Raw genomic sequence first — 12,511 nt, 5'->3', positions numbered from 1 at the left:
CGCGCGGCGGGGCCGGGGAGGAACTTCACGTGACGAACGTCGGGATCGAGGCCGGGGAGCCGGCCCGACTCGAGCTCGCGATCGGCGGCATGACCTGCTCGTCCTGCGCCGCGCGGGTAGAGCGCAAGCTCAACCGGATCGAGGGCGTCAGCGCGTCGGTGAACTACGCCACGGAGAAGGCGACCGTCACCCTCGCCCGGCCGGCGCCTGCCAGCGCGGCCGGCGTGGCCGGCGTGGCCGGCCCCGTGACGGTCGACGAGCTGATCGGGGCCGTGCAGGCCGCCGGGTACACGGCCAGCCTGCCCGTCGCCGCGGCGCGGCCGTCCGCCACGACGGGCGGTGCGACCACCGCCGGGTCGGGCGGTACGGCGGGCGCCGAGAGTGACGAGGTGGTGCCGGAGGGTACGGACCTGCGGGCGATGCGCCGGCGCCTGACCATCTCGGCGCTGCTGGCGCTGCCGGTGCTTGTGCTCGCGATGGTGCCCGCCTGGCAGTTCGACTACTGGCAGTGGGTCAGCCTGGCGCTGGCAACACCGGTCGTCCTGTGGGGCGGCCGGCCTTTCCACGCCGCGGCGGCCCGGGGCGCCCGGCACGGCGCGGTCACCATGGACACACTGGTCTCTCTTGGCACGCTCGCGGCCTTCGGGTGGTCGCTCTACGCGCTGATCCTCGGCGGGGCGGGCGATCCGGGAATGCGGCACTCCTTCTCGCTGACGGGCGGCGTGTCCGAGGTCGCCGCCGGGAGCGGCGGCGGGATGTCGCACGGCGCCGGGGAGATGTCTCGTGGCGCCGGCGGGCACGCCGACGGCGCCGCCACCGCGATCTACCTGGAGGTGGCCGCCGGGGTCACGGTGTTCCTGCTCGCCGGGCGGTTCCTCGAGCTGCGGGCGCGACGCCGCTCCGGTGCGGCCTTGAGGGCCCTGCTGCACCTCGGGGCGAGGGATGTGACGGTGCGCCGCCCGAGGACCGGGTCCGAGGGCTTGGCGGTTCCCGCGGGCTTGGCGGTCGAGGTGCGGATCCCGGTCGACGAGTTGCGCATCGGCGACGAGTTCGTCGTCCGCCCCGGCGAGAAGATCGCGACCGACGGGGTCGTGCTCGACGGGGTGTCCGCGGTCGACGCGAGCATGGTCACCGGCGAGTCGGTGCCGGTGGAAGTCGGGCCGGGGGATCCGGTGGTCGGCGCGACTGTGAACGCGGGCGGCCGGCTCATCGTGCGGGCCACCCGGGTCGGGGCCGACACGCAGCTTGCCCGCATCGCCCGGCTCGTCGAGCAGGCCCAGAGCGGCAAGGCGCGGGTCCAGCGGCTGGCCGATCGGATCTCGGCGATCTTCGTCCCCGTTGTGATCACTGCCGCGCTGATCACCCTGGGCGCCTGGCTCGTTGCCGGACAGTCGGCGACGGACGCGTTCACCGCCGCGGTCGCCGTCCTGATCATCGCCTGCCCGTGCGCGCTGGGCCTGGCCACCCCGACGGCCCTGCTCGTCGGCACGGGACGCGGCGCGCAGTTGGGCATCCTCATCCGTGGCCCGGAGGTCCTCGAATCGACGCGGCGGGTGCAGACCGTGCTGCTCGACAAGACCGGCACGGTGACCACCGGCCGGATGCGGACCGCCGCTGTCCACCCGGCGTCGGGGGAGAGCGCCGCCGACGTGCTCCGCCTCGCCGGGGCGGCCGAGGACGCCAGCGAGCATCCCATCGCCCGCGCAATCGCGGACGCCGCCCGGGCCGCGGCCGCCGGGTCGTTGCCCCCGGTGACGGACTTCGCCAGCGACGCCGGGCTCGGCGTGCGCGGCACCGTCGAAGGCCACACGGTGGTCGTCGGTCGGCCCCGACTGTTCGCCGAGCTGCCGGCCGAGCTTGCGGGCGCCCTGGTCCGGGAGCGCGACGCCGGGCGTACCGCGGTCGTCGTCGGCTGGGACGGCGCCGCGCGCGGACTGGTCAGCGTCGCCGACACGGTCAAGCCCACCGCCGCCGAGGCCGTCGCGGCCCTGCGTCGACTCGGCCTGCATCCGGTCCTGCTGACCGGGGATGCGGGACCCGTGGCCCGCGCGGTCGCTGCCGAGGTCGGGATCGCGCCCGCGGACGTCATCGCCGAGGTCCTGCCCGAGGAGAAGGTGGCGACGGTCCGCCGGTTGCAGGCCGAGGGCCGGGTCGTGGCGATGGTGGGCGACGGGGTCAACGACGCCGCCGCGCTGGCGCAGGCCGACCTGGGGCTGGCGATGGGCGGTGGGACCGACGCGGCGATCGAGGCGTCCGACCTGACTCTGGTCAACGCCGACCCGCGGCTGGTAGCCGACGCGATCCGGCTGTCCCGGGCCACTCTGCGTACGATTCGGGGGAACCTGTTCTGGGCGTTCGCCTACAACCTGGCGGCGCTGCCGCTGGCCGCGGCCGGCCTGCTCAATCCGATGATCGCCGGCGCGGCGATGGCGTTCAGCTCGGTGTTCGTCGTGACGAACAGCCTGCGGCTGCGTCGGTTCACCCCGCTGCCGCCGGCCGGCCACGTCGCGCTGCCGTCGGCGCGACCGGCCCCCACGGTCGCGGCGCGGCCCTAGACGCGTCCAGCCGCAGGGGCATCTGGCGAACCTGCTCGGCCGGCGACGACGTCCCTGCGTGAGGTGCGGACGGCCAGCCTCACGCGCTGAGACGCCGGCGCCGATCGCCGCGGCACCGTTCGCTCAGGCCGGCGCCTCCAGGCGGGGAAACACCGGGGCGGGGTCGGCGACCCGGGGGCCGCCGCCGCCGCACTGGGCGGCGATGCGCGCCGCCGCGTCGGGCAGGAACGGGGTGAGATGGGCTGCGAGTTCCCGGCAGGTGGCGACCAGCTCGGCGAGCACGGCGTCGAGGGCGGCCGGGGCCGCGTCCTCCTTGCGCTCGGCCTTGGCGAGATCCCAGGGGCGCGCGGCCTCGACGTAGCGGTTGCCCTCGTTGCCGATCGTAGTGATGGCCTCCGCGGCGCGGCGGAAGTCGAACGCGGTGAACGCCGCGTCGATCGTCGCCGGGGCCTGCTCCCGGGCCGCCCGCAGCGCCGCGGCCCCCGGGTTGTCCGCCGCGACGGGCGGGATCACCCCGTCCCGGTAGCGCTTGACCATCGACACGGTCCGGTTGACCAGGTTGCCGATGTTGTTGGCGAGATCCTCGTTCGCCCGGGTGAGCAGCCGCTCGGTGGTGTAGTCGGTGTCGCCGTTGCGGGCGACGTCGCGCAGCATCCACCAGCGCAGCGCGTCGGTGTTGGACGCGGCGACGATGTCCGCCGGGTCCTCCGCGTTGCCGGCCGACTTGGAGATCTTCATGCCGTCGGCGGTGAGGTACTCGTGCACGAAGATGGTGTCGGGCAGGCGCACGCCGGCGGAGAGCAGCATCGCCGGCCAGTAGACGGCGTGGAACCGGATGATGCCCTTGCCGATGACGTGGACGCGGGCGTCGCTGTCATTCCACCAGTACTGGAAGCCGGCGTCGTCGGTACCGTACCCGGGTGCGGTGATGTAGTTGCCGAGCGCGTCGAACCAGACGTAGATGACCTGGTCGGGATCGCCGGGCACCGGAATGCCCCAGCCACGCGCCCGGCTCATGCTCCGGGAGGCGCTGAAATCCTCCAGCCCGGCCTCGATGAACGACAGCACCTCGCGTTTGCGGGTCGCAGGTTCGATGCGCAGCCGGTCGCTGGAGATGAGCTCGTGCAACTGATCCTGATAGCGGCTGAGCCGGAAGAACCAGTTGCTCTCCTCGACGAGGTCCGGCACGGTGCCGTGCTCGGGGCAGCGGCCGTCGACCAGCTCGTCGGGGGTGTAGAAAAGTTCGCAGCCGACGCAGTACAGGCCGGCGTAGCTCTTGCGGTAGAAGTCGCCGCGCTCGGCGCAGGCGGCCCACAGCTTCTCCACGCCCGGCCGGTGCCGTGGGTCGGAGCTGGTCTTGATGAAGTCGTCGAAGGAGAGGTCCAGCGGTTCGCGCAGGGAGATGAACCGGGCGGCCACCCGCTCCACGTATTCCGTGGGCGTGATTCCCTCGGCCTCGGCGCTCTGGACGTTCTTCAGCGCGTTGTCGTCGGTGCCGGTCTGCAGCCGGACCTCGTCACCACGCGCCCGCAGGTACCGGGCGAACGCGTCGGTCTCGACCAGCTCCAGCGCGTGCCCCACGTGTGGCTTGCCGTTGACGTACGGGATGGCCGTCGTCACGAAGTAGCGACCCATCGGTTTCGGATCCTCCCGCCCCGGGCGCAACCTCGCTGATGAGGCTCCGTCGGGGCCTCATCGGTGGTCTGTCAGGACGCGCGGAAAAGGCCGGATGGCATGTACATCAGCATCATCCGGCGGCCCGCCGCCTCGGCGGTGACACGTGCTGTCGACACAGGGGAAATCCTACCCGCCCGCCTCCGCCACGGCCGCCGGGAGTGGCCCGGGTCGACTACGGCTTGCGGGCCACACCGGCATAGACGCTGACCTCGGCGTCCGTCAGCCCCTCACCGACCGTGCCGGCTGGTCCGTCCGCGCGCCAGCGGTGCAACGGTCGCACCCCGGGTTCGACCAGCTCCAGCCCGGCGAAGAACCGCTCTGTCTGGGCGTGGTCGCGCGGCTGCGCGGTGATGCCCTGGGCGCGGTAGGTCGCGGCGATCCGCTCGATGGCCGGGTCGAAGTCCGCGGTGGAATGACTCAGCGTCAGGTAGCTGCCGGCGGGCAGGACGTCGACGAGCCGACCGACGACGCCGTAGGGATCGTCACTGTCGCCGAGGAACGGCAGGACCGCGATGAGCGACAGTGCCACCGGCCGGGTGAGATCCAGGGTCTCGCGCAGCTCGGGGGCGGTCAGGATGCGTTCCACGTCGCGCAGGTCGGCGTCGAGGTAGGCGGTGCGGCCCTGGGGCGTGCTGGTGAGCAGGGCGCGGGCGTGGGTGAGGACGATCGGGTCGTTGTCCGCGTACACGACGCGGGTGTCCGGGGCGATGTCCTGGGCGACCTCGTGCAGGTTCGGCGAGGTGGGGATGCCGGTGCCGATGTCGAGGAACTGGCGGACGCCGGCCTCGCCGGCGAGGAACCGGGTCGCCCGGGTCATGAACGCCCGGTTCTGCCGGGCGGCGATGCGCGCGTTCGGGAAGGCGATGATCGCCTGCTCGGCCGCGTCCCGGTCCGCCTGGAAGTTGTCCTTGCCGCCCAGGTAGTAGTCGTACATCCGGGCCGAGTGCGGCTGGTCGGTCCGCAGCGCCAACCCGGCGGCGGCCGGCCGGTCGGTCCCGGCGCCGTCAGGGCGGACGGCGGAGTCGAGGTCGGAGTCTGCCACGCGTCGCACTCCCGGATCGATGGGCCTGTTGGCTCGGCGCCGCGGTGCCGCAGCCTGATCGCGCGGGCGCCCCACGGTTTCGCCTGGTAGCCGCGCAGTTTCTCTCCGAATCAGCATAGTGCGCGTAACCGGTCACGCCGACATGGGTGTTGCGGACGGCTTCTGGGCCTCGATCCCAGGGAGTCAGCACACCGGGCCGGTCGAATGCCTGTGCTGGTTCTGTCGTCCTGGCCGGCAGGTGTCTTTCGGGCGGATGGGACGGTTGGGCTCGGCGCCGAGGGGACTCCGATCACCCTTCGCAGGGACGGCCAGGTCGCGGCGCATGAAGACCCGGGCGTCGATCCGCAGGCCGTGCTCCCCCTCACCGGCTCGGATCGCCGGCATGCTCGGCGTCCACTCGGTGGGGGAGAGGTCCCGGAAGCCGTGGCGGCGGTAGAACGGCCCGTTCCACGGCACATCGCGAAACGTCGACAGGGTCACCGCGGGCAGGCCGCGTGAGCGAGCCCAGTCGCCCACCGTGGCCAGCAGACGTCCGCCGAGTCCCCGCCGGCCGTAAGCGGGCAGGACGGCCAGCTCCTCGACGTAGGCGAGCCCGTCGCGTACCGAGGCGATCACCATGCCGACCGGGACGCCGTCGTCTCCCGGGCAGCCCACCCAGACCTGGGACAGGCCGAGGAGGCGGGTCAGCTTGTCGGGCGGGAATGGCCCGTCGAGGGCCTCGTCGATCAACCCGAGGCCGTCGAACAGCGTGCCCGCCTCGTCATCGACGGCCCGCAGCCGGTCGGCCTCGTCGGCGCGGGCCGGCCGGATCGTCCATGAGGGATTGTCCATGGTGATGGACTACCAGCGGATCGCCAGCGGCGCATCCGAGTTTCCGACCCCAGCTCCCGCGACGAGCGGCGGCGTCCATATCCGACGTGACGTGTCGTCGATGGTGGCAGTGGTGCAAGATGGTGTGCTATGTCGGGGGCTGACGATGGCGCGACCGAGAGCGACTTCTTAATCTCCTATATCAAGGCTGATCAAGATTGGGCGGAGTGGATAGCCTGGAATCTGGAGGGGGCCGGCTACAAGGTTCAGATCGAGGCGTGGGACGCTGTGCCAGGCTCGAACTGGGTGTTCATGATGAACCAGGCCGTCACCAGAGCCAAGCGGACCATCGCCGTCCTGTCGCATGCCTATCTATCCTCGACGCGCGACGGGCAGGAGTGGCAGGCCGCGTACAACGACGACCCGACCGGGATCACCCGCAAGCTGGTCCCGATCCGGGTCGAAGACTGCAAGCCTGATGGGGTTTTGAGCCCATTAATCACTGTCGACCTGTTCGACCTTGCTCTCGACACCGCCCAGCAGCGTCTCCTCGCCGCGATACGCGCGGCGGAAGCCGGCCGGATGAGGCCCACCACCGAGCCGGTGTATCCCCCCGCCCGTTCAGCGTCACCGGCACGATCCCCCAGCCTCTCTGCGGTCGCCGTGACTGGTACGTCCGGCGCTCCCGCCCCGGACAAGATCGAGGCGTCCGGTCAGGTCACAGACCAGCACACGGCACCGCCGCTGCTGGACAAGCCGGGCTCCTTGGTACCGGACGTGGAGGACCGGCCGACCACGGACGGTCGCTGGCTCACCTTCCGTTCCGTCGCGTCCGTCGCGCCGGTGTTGGGCGGAATCGTGGCGGCCGGGGCGTTGGCCGGCGGCGCGGCCACGTCGTCCAGGTGGTGGGCCGCCCGACCAGGCGAGGTCCTCGGCCCTGTCGGGATCGGGACGGCGATGACGATGCTCGCCTTCGCTATTCTGCCGGCCCCCCGCCGGCTGGTGCGTCGCATGGCCCTTTCCGCAGTAGCGGGTGCGGGGGTGCTCGTGGTCGCGACCCGCCCGTTCGGCCTCAGCGCTGGAGCGCTCCGCACCGGGATCGAAGCCGTGTTGGCCCTGGGCATCTCGCTTGTCATCAGCTACATCTCGCGGCGGGGCGCCCGCCCCTGCCGGCTTCGCCGAAGGCTGCGACGAGGGATGGACGGCCAGCCGTCCCGGCAGAACTGATACCAGGCGTGCTCCTACTTCTTCACGCAGTCCTGCGGCGGAAGGTTGAACTGTCGGTAGACCTCGGCTGCGGCCGGATGCAACGGCACGTAGCAGAAGAGGGATGACGCCACGTCGTACACATATTTTCCTACATCCGCCAGGCTGTGGCTGTGTGCCGGGTCATGCGGCCAGAGCTCCTTCGCAAGGTCGTCGCGATTCTTGCGTTCCAGCAGAATGCGGGCCACCGTCGCCACCAGCGTGGAGTCGGTGGAAGCCCGGACGACCAGGCCGTTGGGCACGCCGACGGTCGTGATCTTATCTGTGGTGCCATAATCCTCTGCGAGGATTTCGCGAGACAGTATCATCGGCTGGTCACGGTATTCCCCGCCCACCTTTGGTTCGTAGAAGTTCTTCCAGTCCCGGTTCATTCTGTCTATCACGGACATATTTTCTCCGCCCCGGTCTACCATGTGCGATGGGACGTTGTCGGTGAGCAGATAGGCTTGATGGCTGTAAATCTTTTTCCTGATGGTCTCCGTCGGTGCCGCGTTCACCCAGATCACCGCGTCCACCTTGCCGGCGTTGAGGAGATCGAACCCCTGGTCCAGTGTTCTCTGGTACGCCATCACCCGACCCCCGACCAGCTCCCGCAGCTCCTGCCCGCATATCGCGCGGTAGAATACCGCGGTCAACTGCCGTGAACCCGACCGTGGAAGTCCGATACTGAGCGGCCTGTCGCAAAGCTGTTCTAGTTTCATGTTCGGGTCCCGGACGACGATCTGCAGGAGATCGTCGAATGCCGGCCCGACCGTCAGCAGCCCCGGTATCTGATTCTGTGTATGAGGGGTTGCCAGTCCCTCTGCCTCGGTTGGCTCGGGGTTGAACTGGTAAACTCCGTACGTTGCGTCTACCGCGACATTGAGCTTGGTCATCGCAATCGAGCATCGGGCGGCCTGTGGATCGCCAACCTGCGGATCCTCGAGGCGGTAGAGGTTGTCCGCGCCGCCCTCAGTCTTTGGATGTTGTATGTTTACTCCGGGCAGGGCGTCCTGGATCTGCTTACCTAATTTCTCCGCGAAAGCCTTGTACGGCGACTGCGGATTTCCGTAGAATATGTACACTGTTGTGCAGTCGGAACGCCGCGTGGCAGTCGAGTCATGCTCTGGGGATGCTGCTGGAACCCCATGGAAAAGTGCCAGAAAAAGAATGGCGAATGCCGCGAAAACGCACGAGACGCGTATGATTTTCCGCGGGCGCGGATCGCTCTTCCGCCGAACTGCGTCCGTCATGTCCCCAGCCCCCTGGCTCGACGTACGCCCCGCGGCGTTCCGCCCGCTTCTGGGCGGAGAGCGTCGAGCTGTCATCACTCTACCGGCGGCGTGATTCGTGTGGGTCCCCGGGCAACAGTGTTCGGATGTGCTGCCTTCCCCACCCTCGAGGTGAAGGCCGCCGCGCTCCTGCGTTAGCTCGTCCGCAACCGTTCCTTCGCCGCCCGGACAAAATGACTCGCGCTCGCCACGCTGGTTGCTTTCCACGGTCCGAACGCTCGCCGTCTGATCCTGAGCAAAGAAAGTGCCCACGATCCCGGCATGAGTGTCGCGTCAGGTGCCCGCGACTCCGTCGAGGTAATCGCCGGGATCCTCGCGGAGGCGACCGACCCCGGCGGGCTTGACCTCATGTTGACTTCAGGTTCGAAGGTGGTCTGCGACCGGGTGTGGTGGAGGTGCCGCCGGACGGCCCGGGCCGAGGAGGACCGTGATGGCAGGCAACTCGCCCAGGACAGTCCCCGACCATCCAGGGGCGCCGGATCCGCGGGCCGGTGATCTCGGCACCTCCCGCGCCGACGCCGACGAGAGCGCTGCCGCCGACGAGAGCGCCGACGCCGCGCCGGGGCGGCAGTCCGGGCCACCGGTCGGGTCGGTGGCCGGGACGTCGGCAGCGCCGCCGTCCGCCGGTATCGACCGGCAGACCCGGCTGACGCTTGCCGTGCTGGTGCTCGGTGGGCTGATGGTCGTGCTTGACGTGACCATCACCAATGTCGCGATCCGCAGCCTGTCCAGGGATCTGCACACTCCGCTGGCGGTGATCCAGTGGGTGACCACCGGCTACACGCTGGCGCTGGCGGTCGCGGTGCCGACGACCACGTGGCTGGCCGCGCGATTCGGTACCCGCCGCGTCTACGTCGCCGCGCTGGCCCTGTTCGGGCTGGGTTCGCTGCTGGCGGGGCTGGCACCGAACATCGGCTCGCTCGTCGCCTTCCGGGTGGTGCAGGGAATCGGCGGTGGGCTGGTCAACCCGATCGCGATGACGATCGCGATGCGCAGCGCGCGGCCGGAGGTCCGGGGCCGCACGATGGGCGTGCTGGGGCTGCCCGTGCTAGTCGGCCCGCTCGCCGGGCCGACTCTCGGCGGTTGGCTCGTCGAGTACTCCTGGCGGTGGATCTTCCTGGTCAACGTGCCGATCGCGCTGGTCGCCATCCCGTTGGCGCTGTTGCTGCTGCCGCGGGACGCGCCCGCGGGTGTGCGCGAGCGGCTCGACGTGCCGGGGCTCGCGCTGATCGGGCCGGGACTGGCCGCCGTCGTGTACGGGCTGGCGGAAAGCGGCCGGCGCGGCACCGCCGTCTCGGCGGCCGTGCTGGTCCCGGCGCTGATCGGGCTGGGGATGTGCGTCGTGTTCGTGCTGCGGGCGCTGCGGCTGCCGACGCGACGCCCGCTGGTGGAGGTGCGCCTGCTGCAGCAGCGTGCCGCTGCCTCCGGAGCAGGCACGCTGGGCCTGTTCGCGGCCGCCTACTTCGGATCGATGTTCATCGTGCCGCTGTACTGGCAGCTCGTCCGGGGGCAGAGCCCCGCGACGGCCGGGTTGCTGGCCATCCCGCAGGCGCTGACCACGGGCCTGTCGCTGCAGGTCGCGAGCCGGCTGATCGACCGGGTCCCGCCGGCGCGCGTCGTCGGGGCGGGCATCGTGATCGCGACCGCCGGCCTGCTGACCACCCTGCTGCTGCTCGACCAGGACACGCCCTACTGGCAGCTGCTCACCTCGATGGCTGTGACCGGGATCGGGACCGGCGCGACGATCATGCCGACGATCACGACGGCGATGCGTCACCTGCCCGACCGGGACACCGCCGCCGGCAGCACCCTGCTGAACATCATCAACCAGGTCGCCATCTCCATCGGCACCGCGCTCACGTCGGTGCTGCTCGCGTCGAACCTGGCGAGCCTGGCCGGTCTGGACCAGGGCGCGGACCTCTCCGGCGACATCCCCTCCGCCGCGGCCGGCGGCGTGGTCGCGGCCTTGCGCCACACCCTGCTGTTCTCGGTGGCCCTGATGGCGGTGGCCGGCGTGGTGGCGCTCCTGCTGCCGGGCCCCCGCCCACCCCGGGGCGTCCCGGCCCTGTCGCGGCCGACCGGTCGCTGCCGGGGCATGATCAGGCGGTACCGCACGGGCCGGCGGCTTCCTGGCCGGTGCACGGATGCGGCGATGAAACGTGCGGATGGTGTGAGAGTGCTCACGCCCGAACGGGTCATCCGCGGGGTGGGTCGGCGGGAAAGTCCGCTGCTGCGGCGAACCGCCCGTCGGGGGACCCCCGGCTAGGCCAGGCTCGCCTATCGATCAGTAGTTCGGGACCGGGCGCGTGGCCGATGCACCGGGCACTATCAGGACAACGTCGCCATCCCATCCGCCACCGCCGCGGGCCCGGCATCCCTGTCGAACCACCCACGACGGCGGTTGCGGAAGGTGGCCTCGGAGCTGTTGCCGGACGCGATCCGCGTCGTCGGCCGGCCGAGGTCCGGCGCACAGGCCGCCGCCGGTGGGCGGCCGGGGCAAACCCCCGTCCGCCGGCGGCGCTTCACGGGCGCGCCGACGGGCCGTCGCGGGCGTGCCGCTGGCCACGCGGGGCGCGGGTGGCCGAGTGGACCTGCGAGGATCGGGGGCATGGTGGTTCCCTCTGCCGCGCCGGCCTCGGAAGAGCTGTTCCGGCGTGCCGAGCGTGTCGTTCCCGGTGGGGTCAACTCCCCGGTCCGCGCCTTTCGGGCCGTTGGCGGCACCCCTCGCTTCATGGTGTCCGGCGACGGCCCGTATCTGACGGACGCGGACGGTCGTACCTACGTCGACCTGGTCTGCTCCTGGGGGCCGATGATCCTCGGCCATGCCCATCCGGCCGTCGTCGAGGCGGTGTCGCGGGCGGTGTCCGCCGGCACCAGCTTCGGCACGCCGACGCCGGGTGAGGTGGAGCTCGCCGAGCTGATCGTGGAGCGGGTCGGCCCGGTCGAGAAGGTGCGGCTGGTCAACTCCGGCACGGAGGCGACGATGAGCGCCGTGCGGCTGGCCCGGGGCTTCACCGGCCGGTCCACGATCATCAAGTTCGCCGGCTGCTACCACGGGCACGTCGACGCCCTGCTCGCCGCCGCCGGCTCCGGGGTGGCCACCCTCGGGCTGCCCGACACCCCCGGCGTGACCGGCGCCGCCACCGCCGACACGATCGTCCTGCCCTACAACGACCTCGCCCTGGTCGAGGCCGTCTTCGCCGAGCGCGGCGACACGATCGCCGCGGTCATCACCGAGGCCGCCGCGGCCAACATGGGCGTCGTCCCGCCGTTGCCCGGCTTCAACGCCGGGCTGCGCCGGCTGTGCGATGTCCACGGCGCGCTGCTCATCCTCGACGAGGTGATGACCGGCTTCCGGATCTCCCGGGCCGGCTGGTGGGGCAACGAGGGCGCCATCGAGGACTGGTCGCCGGACCTGTTCACCTTCGGCAAGGTGATGGGTGGGGGCCTGCCCGCGGCGGCGTTCGGCGGCCGCGCGGACGTGATGGCGCGGCTCGCCCCCGCCGGCCCCGTCTACCAGGCCGGCACCCTGTCCGGTAACCCGATTGCCGTCGCCGCCGGCCTGGCCACGCTGCGGGCCTGCACCGACGAGGTCTACGCCACCGTCGACGCCCGCTCCGCCGACGTCGCCGGCATCGTGTCGACGGCGCTGACCGAGGAGGGCGTCGCCCACCTGCCCAGCAGCGCCGGCTCGCTGTTCAGCTTCTTCTTCACCGACGCCGCCGCCGTCGTCGACTACGCCGGTGCCCAGGCGCAGAACGCCGCCCGCTACGCCGCGTTCTTCCACAGCATGCTCGACGCGGGGATCTACCTGCCCCCGTCGGCGTTCGAGGCATGGTTCGTCTCGGCCGCCCACGACGACGCCACGATGGAGCGGATCGCCGCCGCCG

General features: G+C 71.2%; 8 protein-coding genes. 4 read left to right on the top strand and 4 right to left on the bottom strand.

Annotated features, from left to right (window positions below; translation table 11 throughout):
- Positions 1-29: 29 nt before the first annotated feature.
- Positions 30-2,555 carry a heavy metal translocating P-type ATPase gene (locus NBZ83_RS08495; RefSeq protein WP_261568943.1) on the top strand — a complete coding sequence of 842 codons (2,526 nt, stop codon included), beginning with the start codon at positions 30-32 and terminating at the stop codon, positions 2,553-2,555.
- 123 nt (positions 2,556-2,678) lie between these two features.
- On the opposite strand, the gene NBZ83_RS08490 is transcribed toward NBZ83_RS08495, so the two are convergent.
- The 3 genes from NBZ83_RS08490 to NBZ83_RS08480 all read right to left on the bottom strand — a co-directional run bounded on the left by NBZ83_RS08490 (position 2,679) and on the right by NBZ83_RS08480 (position 6,105).
- Positions 2,679-4,190, bottom strand: coding sequence for a methionine--tRNA ligase (locus NBZ83_RS08490; protein WP_261574690.1), 1,512 nt, complete (start codon positions 4,188-4,190; stop codon positions 2,679-2,681).
- A gap of 214 nt (positions 4,191-4,404) precedes the next feature.
- On the bottom strand, positions 4,405-5,274 hold the full coding sequence (locus NBZ83_RS08485) for an SAM-dependent methyltransferase (protein WP_438803228.1): 870 nt from the start codon (positions 5,272-5,274) through the stop codon (positions 4,405-4,407).
- A 183-nt stretch (positions 5,275-5,457) separates the two neighbouring features.
- The gene (locus NBZ83_RS08480; RefSeq protein WP_261568941.1) at positions 5,458-6,105 is read right to left on the bottom strand and encodes a GNAT family N-acetyltransferase; all 648 of its coding nucleotides are present in this window, start codon (positions 6,103-6,105) and stop codon (positions 5,458-5,460) included.
- Positions 6,106-6,234: 129 nt separating this feature from the next.
- Between NBZ83_RS08480 and NBZ83_RS08475 the strand changes: the two genes are divergently transcribed.
- Positions 6,235-7,311, top strand: a complete 1,077-nt coding sequence (locus NBZ83_RS08475) for a toll/interleukin-1 receptor domain-containing protein (protein ID WP_261571110.1) — start codon at positions 6,235-6,237, stop codon at positions 7,309-7,311.
- Between the two features lie 14 nt (positions 7,312-7,325).
- On the opposite strand, the gene NBZ83_RS08470 is transcribed toward NBZ83_RS08475, so the two are convergent.
- Entirely contained in the window at positions 7,326-8,582 is a 1,257-nt protein-coding gene (locus tag NBZ83_RS08470; RefSeq protein ID WP_261574689.1) for a TAXI family TRAP transporter solute-binding subunit, read from the bottom strand.
- A 469-nt stretch (positions 8,583-9,051) separates the two neighbouring features.
- On the opposite strand from NBZ83_RS08470, the gene NBZ83_RS08465 reads away from it, so the two are divergent.
- Positions 9,052-10,887 carry a DHA2 family efflux MFS transporter permease subunit gene (locus NBZ83_RS08465; protein WP_261571108.1) on the top strand — a complete coding sequence of 612 codons (1,836 nt, stop codon included), beginning with the start codon at positions 9,052-9,054 and terminating at the stop codon, positions 10,885-10,887.
- A gap of 342 nt (positions 10,888-11,229) precedes the next feature.
- Positions 11,230-12,511 (top strand): glutamate-1-semialdehyde 2,1-aminomutase (gene hemL, locus NBZ83_RS08460; RefSeq protein WP_261574688.1); only part of this gene is annotated, 1,282 nt, incomplete at its 3' end.

Origin of the sequence: Frankia gtarii (assembly GCF_025403375.1) — a bacterium.
GTDB classification, from domain to species: Bacteria; Actinomycetota; Actinomycetes; order Frankiales; family Frankiaceae; genus Frankia; species Frankia gtarii.
The sequence above is the reverse complement of the archived record's forward strand: the minus strand, read 5'-3'. Positions and strand labels throughout refer to the sequence as shown.

Bases quoted from the DNA above. Each gene is read 5' to 3' on its own strand.
- NBZ83_RS08490 (WP_261574690.1), bottom strand. From the start codon at position 4,190: ATGGGTCGCTACTTCGTGACGACGGCCATCCCGTACGTCAACGGCAAG.
- NBZ83_RS08480 (WP_261568941.1), bottom strand. From the start codon at position 6,105: ATGGACAATCCCTCATGGACGATCCGGCCGGCCCGCGCCGACGAGGCC.
- NBZ83_RS08475 (WP_261571110.1), top strand. From the start codon at position 6,235: ATGTCGGGGGCTGACGATGGCGCGACCGAGAGCGACTTCTTAATCTCC.
- NBZ83_RS08470 (WP_261574689.1), bottom strand. From the start codon at position 8,582: ATGACGGACGCAGTTCGGCGGAAGAGCGATCCGCGCCCGCGGAAAATC.
- NBZ83_RS08465 (WP_261571108.1), top strand. From the start codon at position 9,052: ATGGCAGGCAACTCGCCCAGGACAGTCCCCGACCATCCAGGGGCGCCG.